Source organism: Pedobacter ginsenosidimutans (assembly GCF_001442625.1).
Classification (GTDB): Bacteria; Bacteroidota; Bacteroidia; order Sphingobacteriales; family Sphingobacteriaceae; genus Pedobacter; species Pedobacter ginsenosidimutans.
On record NZ_LMZQ01000014.1, the window covers coordinates 25,344 to 40,920 of the forward strand.

Annotated in this window: 8 protein-coding genes; all 8 read right to left on the reverse strand. The window is 40.4% G+C overall.

The features are described from left to right. Nucleotides 1-2: 2 nt before the first annotated feature. Entirely contained in the window at nucleotides 3-2,498 is a 2,496-nt protein-coding gene (locus ASU31_RS17340; RefSeq protein ID WP_057933545.1) for a glycosyl hydrolase 115 family protein, read from the reverse strand. A 5-nt stretch (nucleotides 2,499-2,503) separates the two neighbouring features. After that, the gene (locus tag ASU31_RS17345) at nucleotides 2,504-3,631 is read right to left on the reverse strand and encodes a glycoside hydrolase family 88/105 protein (RefSeq protein ID WP_057933546.1); all 1,128 of its coding nucleotides are present in this window, start codon (nucleotides 3,629-3,631) and stop codon (nucleotides 2,504-2,506) included. 18 nt (nucleotides 3,632-3,649) lie between these two features. Continuing rightward, nucleotides 3,650-6,553, reverse strand: coding sequence for an exo-beta-1,4-galactosidase (locus ASU31_RS17350; RefSeq protein ID WP_057933547.1), 2,904 nt, complete (start codon nucleotides 6,551-6,553; stop codon nucleotides 3,650-3,652). A 95-nt stretch (nucleotides 6,554-6,648) separates the two neighbouring features. After that, on the reverse strand, nucleotides 6,649-7,443 hold the full coding sequence (locus ASU31_RS17355) for a rhamnogalacturonan acetylesterase (RefSeq protein WP_057933548.1): 795 nt from the start codon (nucleotides 7,441-7,443) through the stop codon (nucleotides 6,649-6,651). A 111-nt stretch (nucleotides 7,444-7,554) separates the two neighbouring features. Beyond that, a complete protein-coding gene (locus tag ASU31_RS17360) occupies nucleotides 7,555-8,325 on the reverse strand; it encodes a rhamnogalacturonan acetylesterase (RefSeq protein ID WP_057933549.1) in 771 nt (256 codons plus the stop codon). Between the two features lie 205 nt (nucleotides 8,326-8,530). Continuing rightward, the gene (locus ASU31_RS17365; protein WP_083505413.1) at nucleotides 8,531-10,876 is read right to left on the reverse strand and encodes a glycoside hydrolase family 2 TIM barrel-domain containing protein; all 2,346 of its coding nucleotides are present in this window, start codon (nucleotides 10,874-10,876) and stop codon (nucleotides 8,531-8,533) included. A gap of 14 nt (nucleotides 10,877-10,890) precedes the next feature. Continuing rightward, nucleotides 10,891-12,738, reverse strand: coding sequence for a rhamnogalacturonan lyase (locus tag ASU31_RS17370; RefSeq protein ID WP_083505414.1), 1,848 nt, complete (start codon nucleotides 12,736-12,738; stop codon nucleotides 10,891-10,893). Between the two features lie 44 nt (nucleotides 12,739-12,782). Next, nucleotides 12,783-15,185 carry a carboxypeptidase-like regulatory domain-containing protein gene (locus ASU31_RS17375; RefSeq protein WP_167346200.1) on the reverse strand — a complete coding sequence of 801 codons (2,403 nt, stop codon included), beginning with the start codon at nucleotides 15,183-15,185 and terminating at the stop codon, nucleotides 12,783-12,785. Nucleotides 15,186-15,577: the final 392 nt, after the last annotated feature.

A 15,577-nucleotide genomic window follows, 5' to 3' on the forward strand; every position in this document is an offset into this window, starting at 1 on the left:
ATTTATTGTATTTCCAACTGGTTAATTACCAAGCCCGGATCGAGCATATAAATTTTCACAGTCGATTTACCTGTTTTATTAATCTCGTGTTTGGTTATGCCCGATGCATAACCCTGTAATACATTCTGTTTCCAGATATTATTTTCTGAAGCCGGAGAAATATTAATGACCTGCGGCTTGTCGTTATTTACAGAAACAGCATAACGCACTTTAATACCATTATTAACGCCCTGGGTAGGTAAACATTTCACTTCGATCTGGTGTTCGCCTTGTGTGTTGAAATCAACTTCGTAAATAGTAAAGGCGGCATTTTGAAGCGCTGTTTCCCCGAATGGCTTAAAAGTAAAAGGATAAAGAGAAATACCATCACCACCTAAACCAAGTCCTTTTAGGGTTTGTAAAGATAGACCCTTCGGCACTGATTTCTCGACATATTTAGCCGCACCTACAATAATTTTATTTTCAGATTTAGTGGCAATGCCTGATGATTTCGCCGTTACAGAATCGGCCACTTTAGGCATTTTAAAAACGGCTAAATCGCGTGGTTTCCAGCTCATCATTCCGTTCCATTTGCCGCCTGCAATTTCTTCATTGTATTTTTTGGTAATCAACTGGATCTGCTCAAAAGCAGCTTTTGATTTTTTCGAATAAGTTAAGGCCGATTGATCGCCGTTTGCGGCTAAAAACAGACTTTTCTTTGCGTATAAAATCTTCTGGTTCATCAGCATGGCACCTTCAACAGGATACATAATCAATTCAAAATAAGCATCTTTCAAACGTGCTGGCATCTGATCATTTAAGCTTTTAGCTTGGTCATAAATCTTTTGATAAGCATCCAAACGTTCTTCGGCCTGGGCATCGGTAAAATTAACACTGGCCATATGCTCTGGCTTAGCAGCATGCGCCAAGCGGTAATAAACAGCCTTTATTTCGGCAATGGGTTTTGCAAATTTGGCACCGAAAGTCTCAGCAGCCCAGCTTTCGGCATAATTATCCGCATTTTCGGGTTTCCATTGGTTTACATTCCAGGCCAAATCCATGGCAAACTGCGTTTCCATTTCGGCAGGCTTAATATCACCCACATTTATCACCCAAAGGCGGTCGGCTTTATACTGGTAAGCTTTGCTTAACTCGTACGAAATCAACGATGGAGAAATTGAAGAAAGCCACAAATAATCTTGCGGCGCACCCCAATAAGAAATATGATAATACACCCCGCTTCCACCCGAGCGTTTTTGCTCTTCAGGGTTCGAAAGCTGGCGGATATAACCATGATTATCGTCGGCCCAAACGATCGTTACGTCATCAGGCAGTTTTAATCCGGCCTGATATAAGGAAAGAACCTCTTTGTAAGGGCAAAAAATCTGCGGAATTGAACTCACAGGCTTTGTAATGTTTTTACTCAAAATCGTTCTTTGGTCGGCAATCACTTCTCCCAGCAGTTTTACCTTTGCATTTTTATCCTTTGGACCCGGCATGCTGCCATCGTGAATACCGCGCATCCCCACAGTATAAATCGATTCGTAATTTTTTGCCTGTTTTACACGGTCGGTCCAATAGTTTGCAATTTCATTTTTATTCAGATCATAACGCCATTCGCCTGGTTTTTTACCGTATTCGTGCTCAAAATTCTCTGCCCATTCGAAAACATTATTCCGCAGCATGGGTTCGCAGTGACTGGAACCTAAAACTATGGCATATTTATCGGCCATTACCGGATTGTTGGCATAGTAATAAAAGGCTTTGGTTGAAGGATGCATGCCCGGCCAGATGTAATTAGCTTTTAGCCTGAGCAGCAGCTCGAATATTTTGGTATAGGTTTTTGGGCCGATATCTTTCACATCGGTATCCATCATTTTAGCGGCCCAGGGCTGAATGCCCCAATCTTCATCATTGATAAAAATACCGCGGTATTTAACCGATGGTGATTCTACCAAAGGCTGACCAGCTTTTACGTATAACGATTTTTTTGTTGCCGGTTTCACATCCGCCCACCAACATAGCGGGGATACCCCAAGCATCCGCGAAAGTTGAAAAACGCCATAAGCAGTCCCACGTCTATCACTACCGGCAATTACCAATGCTCTTTTCACGCCTTTTAAGGGATTTTCGATCACTGAAACAGAAAAAGTTTCCCATTTGCCTGCTAAAGCAATCCTATTGATTTTCCCAGTTTTAACCAATTGATCGATGTAAAGCGACTGCCCCATGGTACCGATAATGATGGAATAAGTACTTAAAGCAGGATTACTTTTCAAAACCTGGCTTGTTGTCCCTGTTAATAAATGAATATCGTCTTTAAACGCTTCGGCAGCGATACCAACAACTTCGGCATCTTTTTCATCGATGTAAATTGATGCTGCTTTTCCTCCATCCACAATCGGGAAAGATGAAACACTGTTAATTTCAGAAACAGCAATGCCCGCCCTTTGCGCCATATTTTGTTTGGGCAACAAAAACAACAACATCAATAACGGCCCTAAATTTCTGAAATTCATTTTAATTACTTTTTAAGCTTGTATACTTCTGTTCCGGCCAATAAGAAACAACCCAGACCATAATCTTCAAAATCAGGTACGCTGGTATAACTTACAGGCTGCCCGTCTTTTGGTTCTTTACCTGTACCTTGCATATAACCGATAAAGCCATTTTTTTGAACAGCATCTTTGGTCATGGCATTCCAGGCTTTGGTGATGATAGGCAAATAAGTAGCCTTATCTAAAATACCCTGATTTACGCCCCAGGCCATGCCGTATACAAATAAAGCAGTGCCCGAAGTTTCTTTACCACCAAAATGTGTCGCATCATGTAAACTTACATTCCAGAAACCATCAGTGCGTTGGATTGGTACCAAAGCTTTGATCATTTCGTGATAGGTTTTTAAATATTCGTTGCGGTGAACTTCATTTTCAGGGATAATTTCCAATACACGTACCAATGCAGCCACAACCCATCCATTTCCTCTGGCCCAATAACAGTCTTCGCCATTTGGTTCTTTATAAGGAGGCACAAAATCTTTATCGCGCCACCAAAGACCATCTTTAGCGTTGTATAAACCTCCACCCTCCGTATTTTTGGAATGCATATACATTTTATACATGTAATTGTAGTAGGTGGTATCGTTGTATAATTTACCAAGTTTAGCAAAAACAGGCATGCCCATTTGGATCGCATCAATCCATGTCCAATCGTTTACCTTGCCCGATTTGATTACCAGATCGATAGAAGCTTTAATGTCTTTAATGCGTTCGGGTTGTTTATCAATCAGGTAAAGATCTATATAGGTCTGCCCACAGGCCTGATCGTCGGCATTTTTTGTAGTAATCCCGTTTCTTAAACCCCAATTGTGTTTTTGGCCCCATTGAACGGCATAATCGTAATATTCTTTTTCAGGATGGATTTTATAAAGATTCATCAATCCTTCGTAATACACGGCTCTTGTCCAGATATTGCTTGGCCGCTCCCTGTTGGTTATAATCGATTTCCCGGCATCAGGCCACTTATTCATAAAATAAGCGTTAGTAGACTTTAATACTTTTAAAACCTCTTTTTTATTAGGGATTTTCTGTGCCAAAAGTAGCTGGATAGATATACTGAATATTATTGCAGCGCTGAATATAAATTTCTTCATGGTGGTATTTCGCTTATCTTAATTGGTTTTTGGTTTTGGTTTTAACTCGTCCGGACTATCTTTTGTAAAGGTATCGAACTGAATTTTCGATGGACTTTCGAAGATATCCTTTACAGTATTAAAGGCCACTTCATATTTTGGATTAAACTGGGCAGACGTCATATATTGCTGCAAACTGAAATAAAGTTGTTGCGCAGCAGGTGCATCTTTTAAATCAGGTGAGAGGTTGGCACTCGAAACCACTAATTTCCCCTTACCTACTTTTGCTTCGAAAACTAATGCCAAACGGCGGTTTAAAAACCAGGTGTCGATCGGCTGAATTATTGGCTTAAATCCTGAAGGAAAATCTTCGAGGTTCATCACCTGCGATTTGTTTACGATTTCCCACCACTGCATATCGCTGTGAAAATCTGTCGGAAAGTTGTTAAAAGCGGCGTGTTTTGGATCACACAAAATACCTAAAGTATGTGGTGGACGCATTTTAAACCACGATGTATTCCAAAAAACAGGCAGAAAAGTTTGCACCACTTCCTTCCCTTTCACCACTTTGCCTGCTGCATTGAGAAAGACATTGCCTCCCTCGGCCAAAACGGATTGGGCTTTGTCATCTAAACTGGTGCAGTAATACACATTGCTTTTAACCTGTGGCAATTGTGCAGGGTAAACCCAGAAACTCCAGTCGTTCGCAAATTCAGTTCCATCAATGGTAATCTCCAGTTTTAGTTTTGTTGCTTTTGTAATACTATTTAATGAAAATTTGATTTCTCCAATGGCAATACAATTGGTAACCGCTAAGGTTTTAGGATTGAAATTACCTTTTGCCACATTTGTGCCGCTTTCATCCTTGAGTGTCCACGAGAGTTTTGCATTTTCAATTGGTGCCTTTCCAAAATGTGCCACTTCTACTGCGGCTGCTAAGGTTTCGTTATTGGTAAAAACAAATTTTGAAACTTTTAGCAAAGGCACTGTGCTGTTAGAAAAACGTTTGAATTCTTTAGTGCTGATATAACCTTTTTCATCCCAAAAGGCATCTAAAACACCAACAAGTGCTGTTCCCTGTCCTGGATAATCATTTAGCGACAATAACTGATAGCCATTGTAATTCGGCGTTCGCAATGCTTTTTCGATTTCATTTTTATAACAAAGGGCTTGTAATTTACCCGAAGCCATTAAAAAATCGTGTCCTTGATCGGCCATGTCGTGGTCTTTAAGATCTTCCTGAAACATTTCGAAGTTTTTCGCTCGATAAACACCTGTATATTTTTTTATTTCTTCGAAATTGGGGAAAGCACAATACTGCCCCATTTCGTGTGCTATAAAAGGCACTGTAAATTGTTCGATCTGTTTGGCATAGGTTGAAATACTTTCTGGTTTTCTGCCCCAATCTAAACCCCTGGCACCAGCCCTAACCATAAATTCATTATTCGGAATAACTGGCCAGCTACCACCCACTGATGCCCCAGTATATAATCTTCTTGAATCTTTGGCTTTCCAATAATTATTGAATTTAGTAAGGTACTCCACTTGTTTGCCACGTGGTTCATTTCCATAGGCCATCATACAAAAGGATGCATAATTGCCATAGTTTTTGGTCATGCGGTTGGTTTCATCATAAATAAACTGATCAATCGGTTTTCCATCTCCGATAGATGAACCATGATTGGCCCAGCTTGGTCCTTCTGGCTGAAGGTAAAAGCCGATTTGATCTGCAGCAATAAAAGCGGCTTCTGGCGGACAAAACGAATGGAAACGCATGTGGTTTAATCCATGAGCTTTCGAAATTTTAAAAATGCGTACCCATGCGGCAACATCCATTGATGGATAACCTGTTAAAGGAAATTCGCAATTGTTAACGGTGCCGCGTAAAAAAACCGGGCGACCGTTAATTTCAAAAGTTCTGCCTACGGCTTTAAACTCACGCATGCCAAATTGTAGCTTTTTCTCGTCTTTTTTGCCATCTTTCGATAGTAAAGTTGCTGTTAAACGGTATAATGCCGGATCGAACTCATCCCAGGTGGCTATTTTATCGCCCATTGGCAAATTGATTTCCAAAGCACCGTCACCATTTGTAATTTGGTAAGCTGCTGTTACAGGCTTAACCTGAAACGAATTTTTGGTATTGAAAGTTGTAGCGGCAAGCGTAATTTTTCCGGTAGAGGATTGCTTAGCATTGGCTTTAAGCTGGATTTTAACCTTGGCAGACTTATTTTTTAAATCGGGGTAAACCTGAATATCTTCAAAATAAACAGGCGAACCGGCAATTACCTCCATTTTTCCAACTACGCCATTCCAGTTTCCTTGAGTGTGATCGGTTAAACTATGTGAATCCTGTCCCACATTTATCGTTTTGATACGGTTATCGATCAATAAAGTGATGGTATGTTTTCCTGCTTTTAGATTTGCCGGGAGTTCGAAATTTTGCGCAACTACAAAGGTATACTGCGTTCCGATTTCGATATCATCTATCCAAACCCTTGTTTCTGAATGAGGATATTCTAAAGATAACACCAGTCTTTTACCCTTCCAATTGGCAGGAATTTCGATATCTTTTTGATACCATGCAGCACCTGTATAATGTTTGGCGGGAGTTAACCAGAAAGGTATTTTCAGGTTACCTGGTTTACGGTATTTTTCTAAACGGGGATGAAAAAAGTACGAACTATCGTAAATACTCCCGGTCCATTTTGTTTTGAGGGTAATGTCATCGCCCTTTAAGTTTTCGGCCATCGAGCCTGGCAGATTAACTGATTCGGGAAGAACGGTTGAATACCATTTTCCTTTTATACCTTCATCTTTAGCATCCATCTTGAAGCGCCATTTGCCGGCAAGCGAAATGCTTTGGGCATGTATCTGCGCGATGCTTAAAAATATAAAAGCAATGCCTATCAGCACTTTGAAAACTCGGTTAACCTGTATCTGCATAGAATTGGACGGTTTATTACCGCTGGTATTTGGTTAGGCGGTTAAAATAACACAATGTCGGCAGGAAAGCATCCTGTAGTATCCTGCTCGGTAGCTTATTTCAGGTAGCTATTCAGTTTATTGTTTTTTAATTTCTTTAGGCCTTCTACAACAGCAACTGCATTTAACTTCGCTCCTGCTTCATTGGTGTGCGTATGGTCTTTCTCGGTAAAAAATGCCTTCACCTCAGTCGCGCTTAAAGCAGCATATTTATCTTTAATGATCTGATTCAATGGAATAAAATCGACTTTTTCGGCCTTTGCAACTTCTTCGGCCCAACCTGCATAACTATCGTTGGCTAAAACTATAGCATTATCTTTAACCGGATTGCGCGGAATTGGTGAGCAAACAATCGGCGTTGCTCCTTTAGCTTTAATATCGCTGATAAATTTGCGCAGGTACCAACCGTAGGTATATACCACTTCCTGCTTTTTCTTGATTGGATTGTAAATTTCCTTACGCTCTGTTCCGATACCTTTTATGGTACCACGGGCACGGGCGGTATCGTCTAATGGGCTGCTATCGTTATGGCCAAACTGCATCATCACGAAATCGCCTTTTTTTACTTTTGCCAAAACAGCATCCCACAAACCATTGGTTTGAAAAGTACGGCTGCTGGTACCGCCAAGTGCATTGTTTTCTACATTGATTTTTTCGGAATTAAATAAATCTCCGATAAAACTTCCCCAGCCCCATAAAGCGCCATCGCCTTTGCCTTTTCCGTTTTTAACAGTCGAATCGCCAATGAGGAATAAAGTGGGCTTTGCCTGCTGTTTTAAGATAATGCAGGAAGAAAAAATAATGAATGTGGTTAAGAGAATTAGATTCAGGTATGATTTAGTTGATTTCATGGTTATTACCTTCGGGATGATTACACAGATTATTAGATTACTCAGATTGATTTATGGGTGATTTGCTATACTCCTTAGTCTTCGGACACCGGACTTTCGGACCTCCGACTTCTAGTCTTTTAGATACTTTTTCAAATCACAGTCTTTCAATTCCCTGATTCCTTCTACAACAGAGGCAGCGTTAACTTTTGCGCCTTCTAAATTGGTGTGGGTATGGTCGCCGGGGAAATACAGTTTTACCTTATCCGGACCAAGCGCATCATATTTATCAGCCGTTATTTTATTCAGGTCTACAAAATAGGCATTTTCTTCTTTGGCTACATCAGCTGCCCATTTTCCGAAATCGTTATTGGCCCGAAGCACTTTACCATCTTTAAAAATATTTCTGGGGATCATGGAAAGTACAATAGGCGTAGCACCCTTTGCTTTGGTTTCACGAACAAATTTGCGGATATACCAACCATAAGTATGCACGGTTTCTACTTTTCCATCCGGCCAGGTTAATACTTTGGTTTCTTCGCCGGTTCCTTTTAATACGCCTCTTCTACCTGCTTTTGTGGTATCAGGAACACTTCCATCATTGTGACCGAATTGCATGGTAACAAAATCACCTGGTTTTAATGTTTCCAAAACTTTGTCCCATCTGCCCTCCGATAAAAAGGTACGGGTACTTCTTCCGGCCATTGCATTATTCTCTACATGGATTTTTGTCGTATCAAATAGGGAAGCAATCGGTGTTCCCCAGCCCCATGTTTCTTTGTTTGAGTTGCGGACTGTAGAATCGCCAATAGTGTGTAATGCGGGTTTGTTGCCTTTTATAAATGCCGAAGCCAAAAAGATGATGGCTATTGCGGTAAGTAGTTTTATGGGTTTAAGCTTCATTTTATTATTATCAATGTTAACTATTTTATAAATGTTATTTATTGTTGTCCTGCATCCTTTGGCAATTTCTCTTCAGGAACTGTCATGTTGAGCTTGTCGAAACACCTCAAAGCATATTTAAAAAATTCTTTCGACAGGCTCTCCGCAGGAGTCCCTTGGACAGGATGACAAATCTATATTTATTACACAGTCTCAAAGACCGACATTATTTATTACCCACTTCTAATTTTATTGCACCGCTTTCCAAACCATCAGCAGAGGCCTTAATTTCGACGGTTCCGGGCATATTACCTTTAATATTGGCCATACAAACACCTTGATAGGCATGACGCTGTGTTGCTTTATACATTTCATGACTGGTTATATTGCCATTATCAACAGCATCGATAATTCCACTGCCCGAAATGGTAAACTTGATCAACTGATCCGCATTTGGGCAAATATTTCCATTTTCATCGTAAATTTTTGCAGTTACAAAAGCCACGTCATCCCAGCTGTTACTGATTTTGTTTTTATCAACCGATAATATAATTTTAGCTGGCACACCTGCGGTTTTAAGTTCTTCTGATGAAACTATTTTGCCTTTATTTTTACCAACCGCTTTAATACTGCCTTTCTCGAAGGTTACATCCCATAAACGTGGAGAATCATCAGTTGGTTTAGGTTTGCTGCCCAGCGATTTACCATTTAAAAAAAGTTCAACTTCTTCACAATTGCTATAAATGGCAACTTTTGCATCATCGTAAGTATCGAAATCGGTAGGTGTCCAATTGTTGATCCAGGCACCAGCGCCAGCATTATCTTCTCTGCGAACAATGTGTACAACAGGTTTCTCCGACCACCAGCTCTGGCGCTGTAAACTTTGCTGTTTCCAACTGCCAATCCTATCGAACAAACCCTGTCCATTGGTAATCTGAGGCCAATCGGCTTCTCCAAGATAATCAAAACCCGTCCAAAGGAACTGGCCTGCCATAAAAGGATTATCGCGAAGTGCCAAGTATTGCTGAATTACATGTGTATTTTCGGTGCCGATTACTTTTAAATTCGGTTTTTGATTGTGCAGGGCTACCAATTCATTTTCACGGTAATTCTGTCCAACAACATCCATAGTTTCGGCAAACCCATTAGTGTAAACCTTCGAATTGGCCGGACGGAAAAGCGCCATGGTTACCGGACGGCTTGGATCGAGTAGGTGAATAAGATCTTGCTGATCTTCATATTTTTTGAATCCCTCCGGGCTGTTTAAATCATCATGGATTTCGTTCCCAACACTGTAAATTATGATGGATGGGTGATTACGGTCGCGCATCACCATATCGCGCGTATCGCGCTCCCACCATTCGGTAAAAAATCTATTGTAACCTTTTTCGCCATTATTTTTTGCCGAGTTCCAGGTATCGAATGTTTCATCCATCACCAAAAAGCCCAGTTGGTCGCATAAATCCAAAAATTCTGGCGCAACGGGATTATGAGCAGTTCTGATGGCGTTTACCCCTACTTCTTTCAAGCGTTCTAAACGGAATTTCCACACGCTTAACGGCACTGCTGCACCAACTGCACCACCATCATGATGCAGGCAAGCTCCTTTTAACTTAAAGTTTTCGCCATTTAACCAGAAACCTATTGCTGCATCAAACTTAAAAGCCCTGATGCCGAAGGTATTCAACTGATCATCGATAACTTTTCCATTTACGGTTATCTTGGTTAAGGTTTTATACAAATCCGGACTTTCCAGGTTCCAAAGTTTTGGATTGGTCACAACAATATCCTGATCTACATTAATATTTTTACCCGCAGCGATGGTTTGCTTGCTCTGGGCAGTTTTAACAATTTTTCCGGCAGGATCTAAAACAGCTGTTTCTACAGTAACCTGAGTACTTTGGGCAGATTCGTTTATAAGGTTTGTTTTTACTTTAACCGTAGCTTTTTGCGTGGTAACATCTGGCGTAGTGACGTAAACACCCCAATCTGCAATATGAACGGCATCTGTTGCCACTAAACGCACATGCCTGTAAATTCCGGCACCGGTATAATAACGCGAAGCAGGTTGTACAGTATTATCGGCTTTTACCGCAATCACATTTGTTTTGCCTTTACCAAATTTTAAGTGTTTGCTCAAATCGTAAGTAAAACTAATATAGCCATAAGGGCGCTTGCCTAGATAAAATCCATTAATCCATACCTCACTATTGGCCATTACGCCATCAAATTCGATTGTTACTTTCTTTTTCGCAAAGCTTTCATCAAGATTGAAACTTTTGCGGTACCAACCAATGCCCGAAGGCAAATAGCCACCGCCACGGGCAGTTAAATTGGCTTTATCGTAAGTCCCTTCGATACTCCAATCGTGCGGAACATTCAATTTCCGCCATTTGGTTTGATCAAAATCAGCTTTTTCTGCGCCCTGAACATCGCCTTGATTAAAGCTCCAGTCCTGATCAAAAGGTGTTATTACCCTCGCCTGTTCTTTTACTACCTGCGATAGTGCAATTGTAGCATAGCAGCTAAACAAAAATGTAAAAATGAGAATATATAATCTGCTATTAGTCATAGTTTCGGATTCGTTTATTTTTTCGGTTCTATCAAAGTAATGTTAGGTTTTGGTGCTTTCTTCATACCAAAACCGAAATAGAAACCCGTATGCGGCGGCTGATTATAGCCATCGTTTTGCCAGGCAATACTTAAACGGTACTGTGGATCGTGCATTAAGGTATAGTTGCGGTATTCGGTCGGAATAGTGGTGCTGTAAATCCTTAAACTTTGATTATCCTCGGCTCTTAAAATCAATTCTTCGCGCCAATCGCCAAAAATATCGGCACTTAAAGCCGGGGTAGATTTAGTTCCGTTGTTAGAAACAGCTCCATTTGCCGTAAAAAGCCTCCCCACATTGTACTTATCTATACGGTTGCCATCTAAAAGTTCCCTTGATAAATCACCATCCCAATAAATTAAAAAATTGGTCGATCGGGGCTGATTACCGATCCGATTGCCCTTGATATCAAATAATCCATTCGATCCCGACCACCACATCTGTGCGCCAAAACGGGTATTATCGATATTATCGGCTACTCCTCTGCCCACATCTTCATCTTGCGATCCTTCCCATAATATTTTGCCCGTTTTAGCATCATAAACCGCAGCTCCTGGGCCTTTTGTACCTTCTTCTATTTCGTGTACACCAAAAACCTCCAAACCTGGGTGTTCCGGATCAAGGTCTGAAACATGAATGGCATCGCCATGCCTTAAGCCCGTAGTGTACAATCCCTTTCCATTATCATCTACACACATCGAACCGTAAATAATTTCGTCTTTTCCGTCCTGGTCTACGTCAGCAACGGTTAGGTTATGGTTTCCCTGCCCAGAAAAAGGGTTTTTACTATCCTTACTATCAAATACCCATCTGGAAGTTAGTTTGCCATTACGCCAGTCCCAGGCCGCCAAAACCGTTCTGCCATAATAACCCCGGCACATCACCACACTTGGATGGATCCCATCCAAATAGGCCACGCAGGCGTTGAACCGATCTACACGGTTACCCGTATTATCGTTTTTTCCATTGCCACCTCTACCACCCCAGGCGCCAATATTGCCACGGGCAGGAATATAATCTGTTGTGGCTAATGCCTCTCCGGTTTTACCACTAAATACGGTTAAAAATTCAGGACCATCCAATATTTTACCGTTCGGGTTACGCCAATCTTTAGTCGCATTGCCAATTACTTTCCCCTTGCCATCTACTGTTCCGTCGGCAGTTTTACATACCATTTCGGCAATGCCGTCACCATCCAGATCGTACACCATAAATTGGGTGTAATGGGCCCCTTCGCGAATATTTTTTCCCAAATTAATCTCCCACAAAAAAGTTCCATCTAATTTATAGGCCTGAAAAATCGGCGGATCGGTGATACCATTTGATGAGTTATCCCTGCTCCGGCCAGTTTGGTGCAATACAATTTCATATTCACCATCTCCATCTAAATCGCCTACCGAAGCATCGTTAGGCGTGTAACCCCCTGGTGTTTTTAAAGGAATGGTTAAATATTGCTGAATAGGTGGCTTGGCTGCCAACGTAAAAGACTTACTGGCTGCCAATTCACTGCCTTTTAAAATGGGTTTTACAAAATAGCTGTTCGGAAGATCGAATTTAACCCCCGCATCTACAAAATTAGTGCTCTTGGTAATGGGATCGTGATTGAGTTTTATGGCTTCATTATTTCCGCTTTTGCGGTACAGGTTAAAAGCAATGTCATCGGCATCGGTACCCAACATCCGCCAGCCTATATAAACAGAATCGCTATTTTGTCGTATAGCAATTACACCACGTCCCAATTTTTCCATTTGGCGCTGAGCGAAAAGCTGTGTAGCAAAGAACAAGCTGATCATGAAGCAGGAAACTGTAATGGTTTTGATCATGGTTTATGTACAATCTTAATTAAAAAATATAATCGATTCATGATTTATTGAACTTTATAGCCTGTTTTCGCCGATACGGCCACTCCTTTGTCGGTAATTCCATCGGCTTTGATCAAAATGTCGGCTTTGTTATCTCCGTTGAAATAGGTGATAGTTGCTTCGCCATTTTCGTTGGTTTTTACAGCTGGTACCCAGAAAATAGTAGTACGTAAATCTTTATTCGGTGTTGCCGGACTGCTATAATTAGGCGAATAAAAAGTCCTTGCGGCATAATAACCGTTTAAATTGAGGTTCAGCAAATCTAAATTTGGTCCACGCAAGGCCTCATCTTTCAAATTTAGGCTAATCAGGTACACATCTTTTCCAGTGCTATTTAATAAATGCTGAATTCTAACCTGATTAATCTGATCCATGGTTAAACTGTAATAATCTAAGCGTTCGGTAAAGAGTTCTTCTCTGTTGTTAACTTTAATCACCGGCCTAACTTTTTTTCCATTGGCAATAAAGGTGACCCCTTCATTCCCCAGACTATCGTTTTCTTCTGCCGGATAACTTCCTTTAGCCTTTGTTAACAGAAAATGCTCCAATCCCTTGTAAGAATAATCGGCTGCTGTAATGTTAAAAACTTCCTCGGGATAACCAAATGAGGTAAGTACATCCTGAAACAGAACCACCTTGTTATTTTGAGCAGCTTTAATCTCAATATCGTTAAGACTGATCGAATCGCCAAACTTGTAAGTCCGGTTATAATCCATACGTTTACCGATTTCTACATTCAGGGTGTTCGAAATTCCAGATGAAATCGTTTTTAACGGCGCTAAATTTAAAGGTTTAATCAGCGTATCGATCTGCAGCCAACCACCCTTTTTTCCTTTATCATCTTTGGATGAAATTTTTACCGTTTGATTGCCATACCAACTGAGTCCATCCAGAAAATAACGTCCGCTCTGATCGGTTTTCGTAGTGTAGATTTTATTGCCAGTAAAGTTGGATCCAAACAGGGTAATATTCATGTTCGGAATGGGTTTATCGGCCAGTTTCTCTCTTACCATTCCTTTAATTGTGATGCCAGGCTCAGGCAAATAGCTTATTTTAATAGCCGAATCGGCCAGTTTTCTCCAGATATAATCTCTCCAGCCCTGGGTAAGCAACAATAAGTCGAGCTGTTTTAAACGAGATGGATTTTTAGCATCAAAATATTGTGCAGCGTTTTTAATATCTCCCTTTACTTCCGATTGCAGCATCAGATACGAAACAATATCATTTCCATCATCTGGAATAAGTCCATCAACAGCAGCTAAGGAAAATGCTGTTTTAGCTGGCTGACCAAGAAAATTGGTCGCTTTTACCTTAATAAGCACTTTCTCTCTTGGTTTATAAGCTGCTTTGTTTGGGGTAATTGAGAAATTGACCTTATTTTCGTCTTGTATAAAAATAAGCCGTTCACAATTAGGCCTGTTCTGTTCATCGAGCAGGGTTATGCTTGCAATACCATTCGGAAAACCTTTTGTTGGGATAGATACTGATACTATAGCTTTACTTAATTTGATCGATCCGGAATAAATATTATCGCCCGCATGTTTAATTACCAGCGAAATGCTTTTATCCTTCAACTCGCCGAACATTAACGCGTTGGCACTAATACTTGCTTTGATATTTAAAGAATCAGTAGTGACATGTAATGAGAGGCCTTTTTTAAGACTTACGGGCATTTCCGACGAAAATTTTTCTTTGCCATAAAATCCTTCAACCTTATATTTCTCATCAGTTTTGGGTGTAAAAGCGAAAATGCCCATTCCCGCATCGGTACTTTGAAAAGTAGTTACGGTATCTCCTTTTGATGAGATTACACTTCCTGTGGCTTTAACCCCATTTCCAATATCATCATTGGTTTTAAAGGCTACAATACTGGTTAATCCTTCAACCAGCGATCCACCTTCAGGGAAAAAGGCAATCGATTTTTTCGAATTGGAAACATCGTTTTTTTTGACCGGATTTCGGGTAAAATAAGAAGCGTTTTCAATAATATTATTGCTAATGTGGATCCGTTTTTGAAAAACAAAATCATCGCCAAAGTTTCGCATCCAATTGGTGTAAGCCCTAATGGCGTACCAACCAGAAGGAATAGAATCTTTCAGTTTAAAATCTCCCTTTCCCAGTCCACCATCCAACCTGATCATTTTCCGGTCTAAAACTTCCGATTTTGGCGAAAGCAGCTCCACATATAAATTATTACTGGTAGCGGTTAAACTGCTGCTTTTTCCATTTACCAAATAGGCGCTAAACCATACATCTTCGCCAGTGCTGTAATAACTGCGGTCTACCTGTAGGTATGATTTCTCAAAAAAGAGTTTAACCGATTGTTTATCTGTAGCTTTTTGTTGCGCCGAACCACAAAGTGTTGCTGCACTTAAAAAGCCAAGCAAAGTATATTTTTTAAGATTCATAGTTCTTTTATCAAGTAGTGAGCCAGCCATTTTGCACATAAAAGCCCTACTGAATAAAATAGTCAATATTTTAATATTGAAGAAACGAAGGCTCATCATGTGTTATTGGTTAGTGGATCATAACAGCTGCTGGGTAGCAGCCATTGAATGATTCATGTCGAATGTAAATAGTATATCTTTAAGGTGCATCCTGTAGTATCCTGCTTTTTGACGATGACAATATGTTATAGGAAAGATTTTAAAGGTTTCTGCTCAATAAATTTTAAACATCAAGTAAAAAGTTACTTTACTAAACCCTTTTACTATCTCAATCGATATTTGAGATGCTTGTATCATTTTCCCAAATGCTAAGATTGTAGAATTTACCAACAAAATCATGGATGGACAAAAAA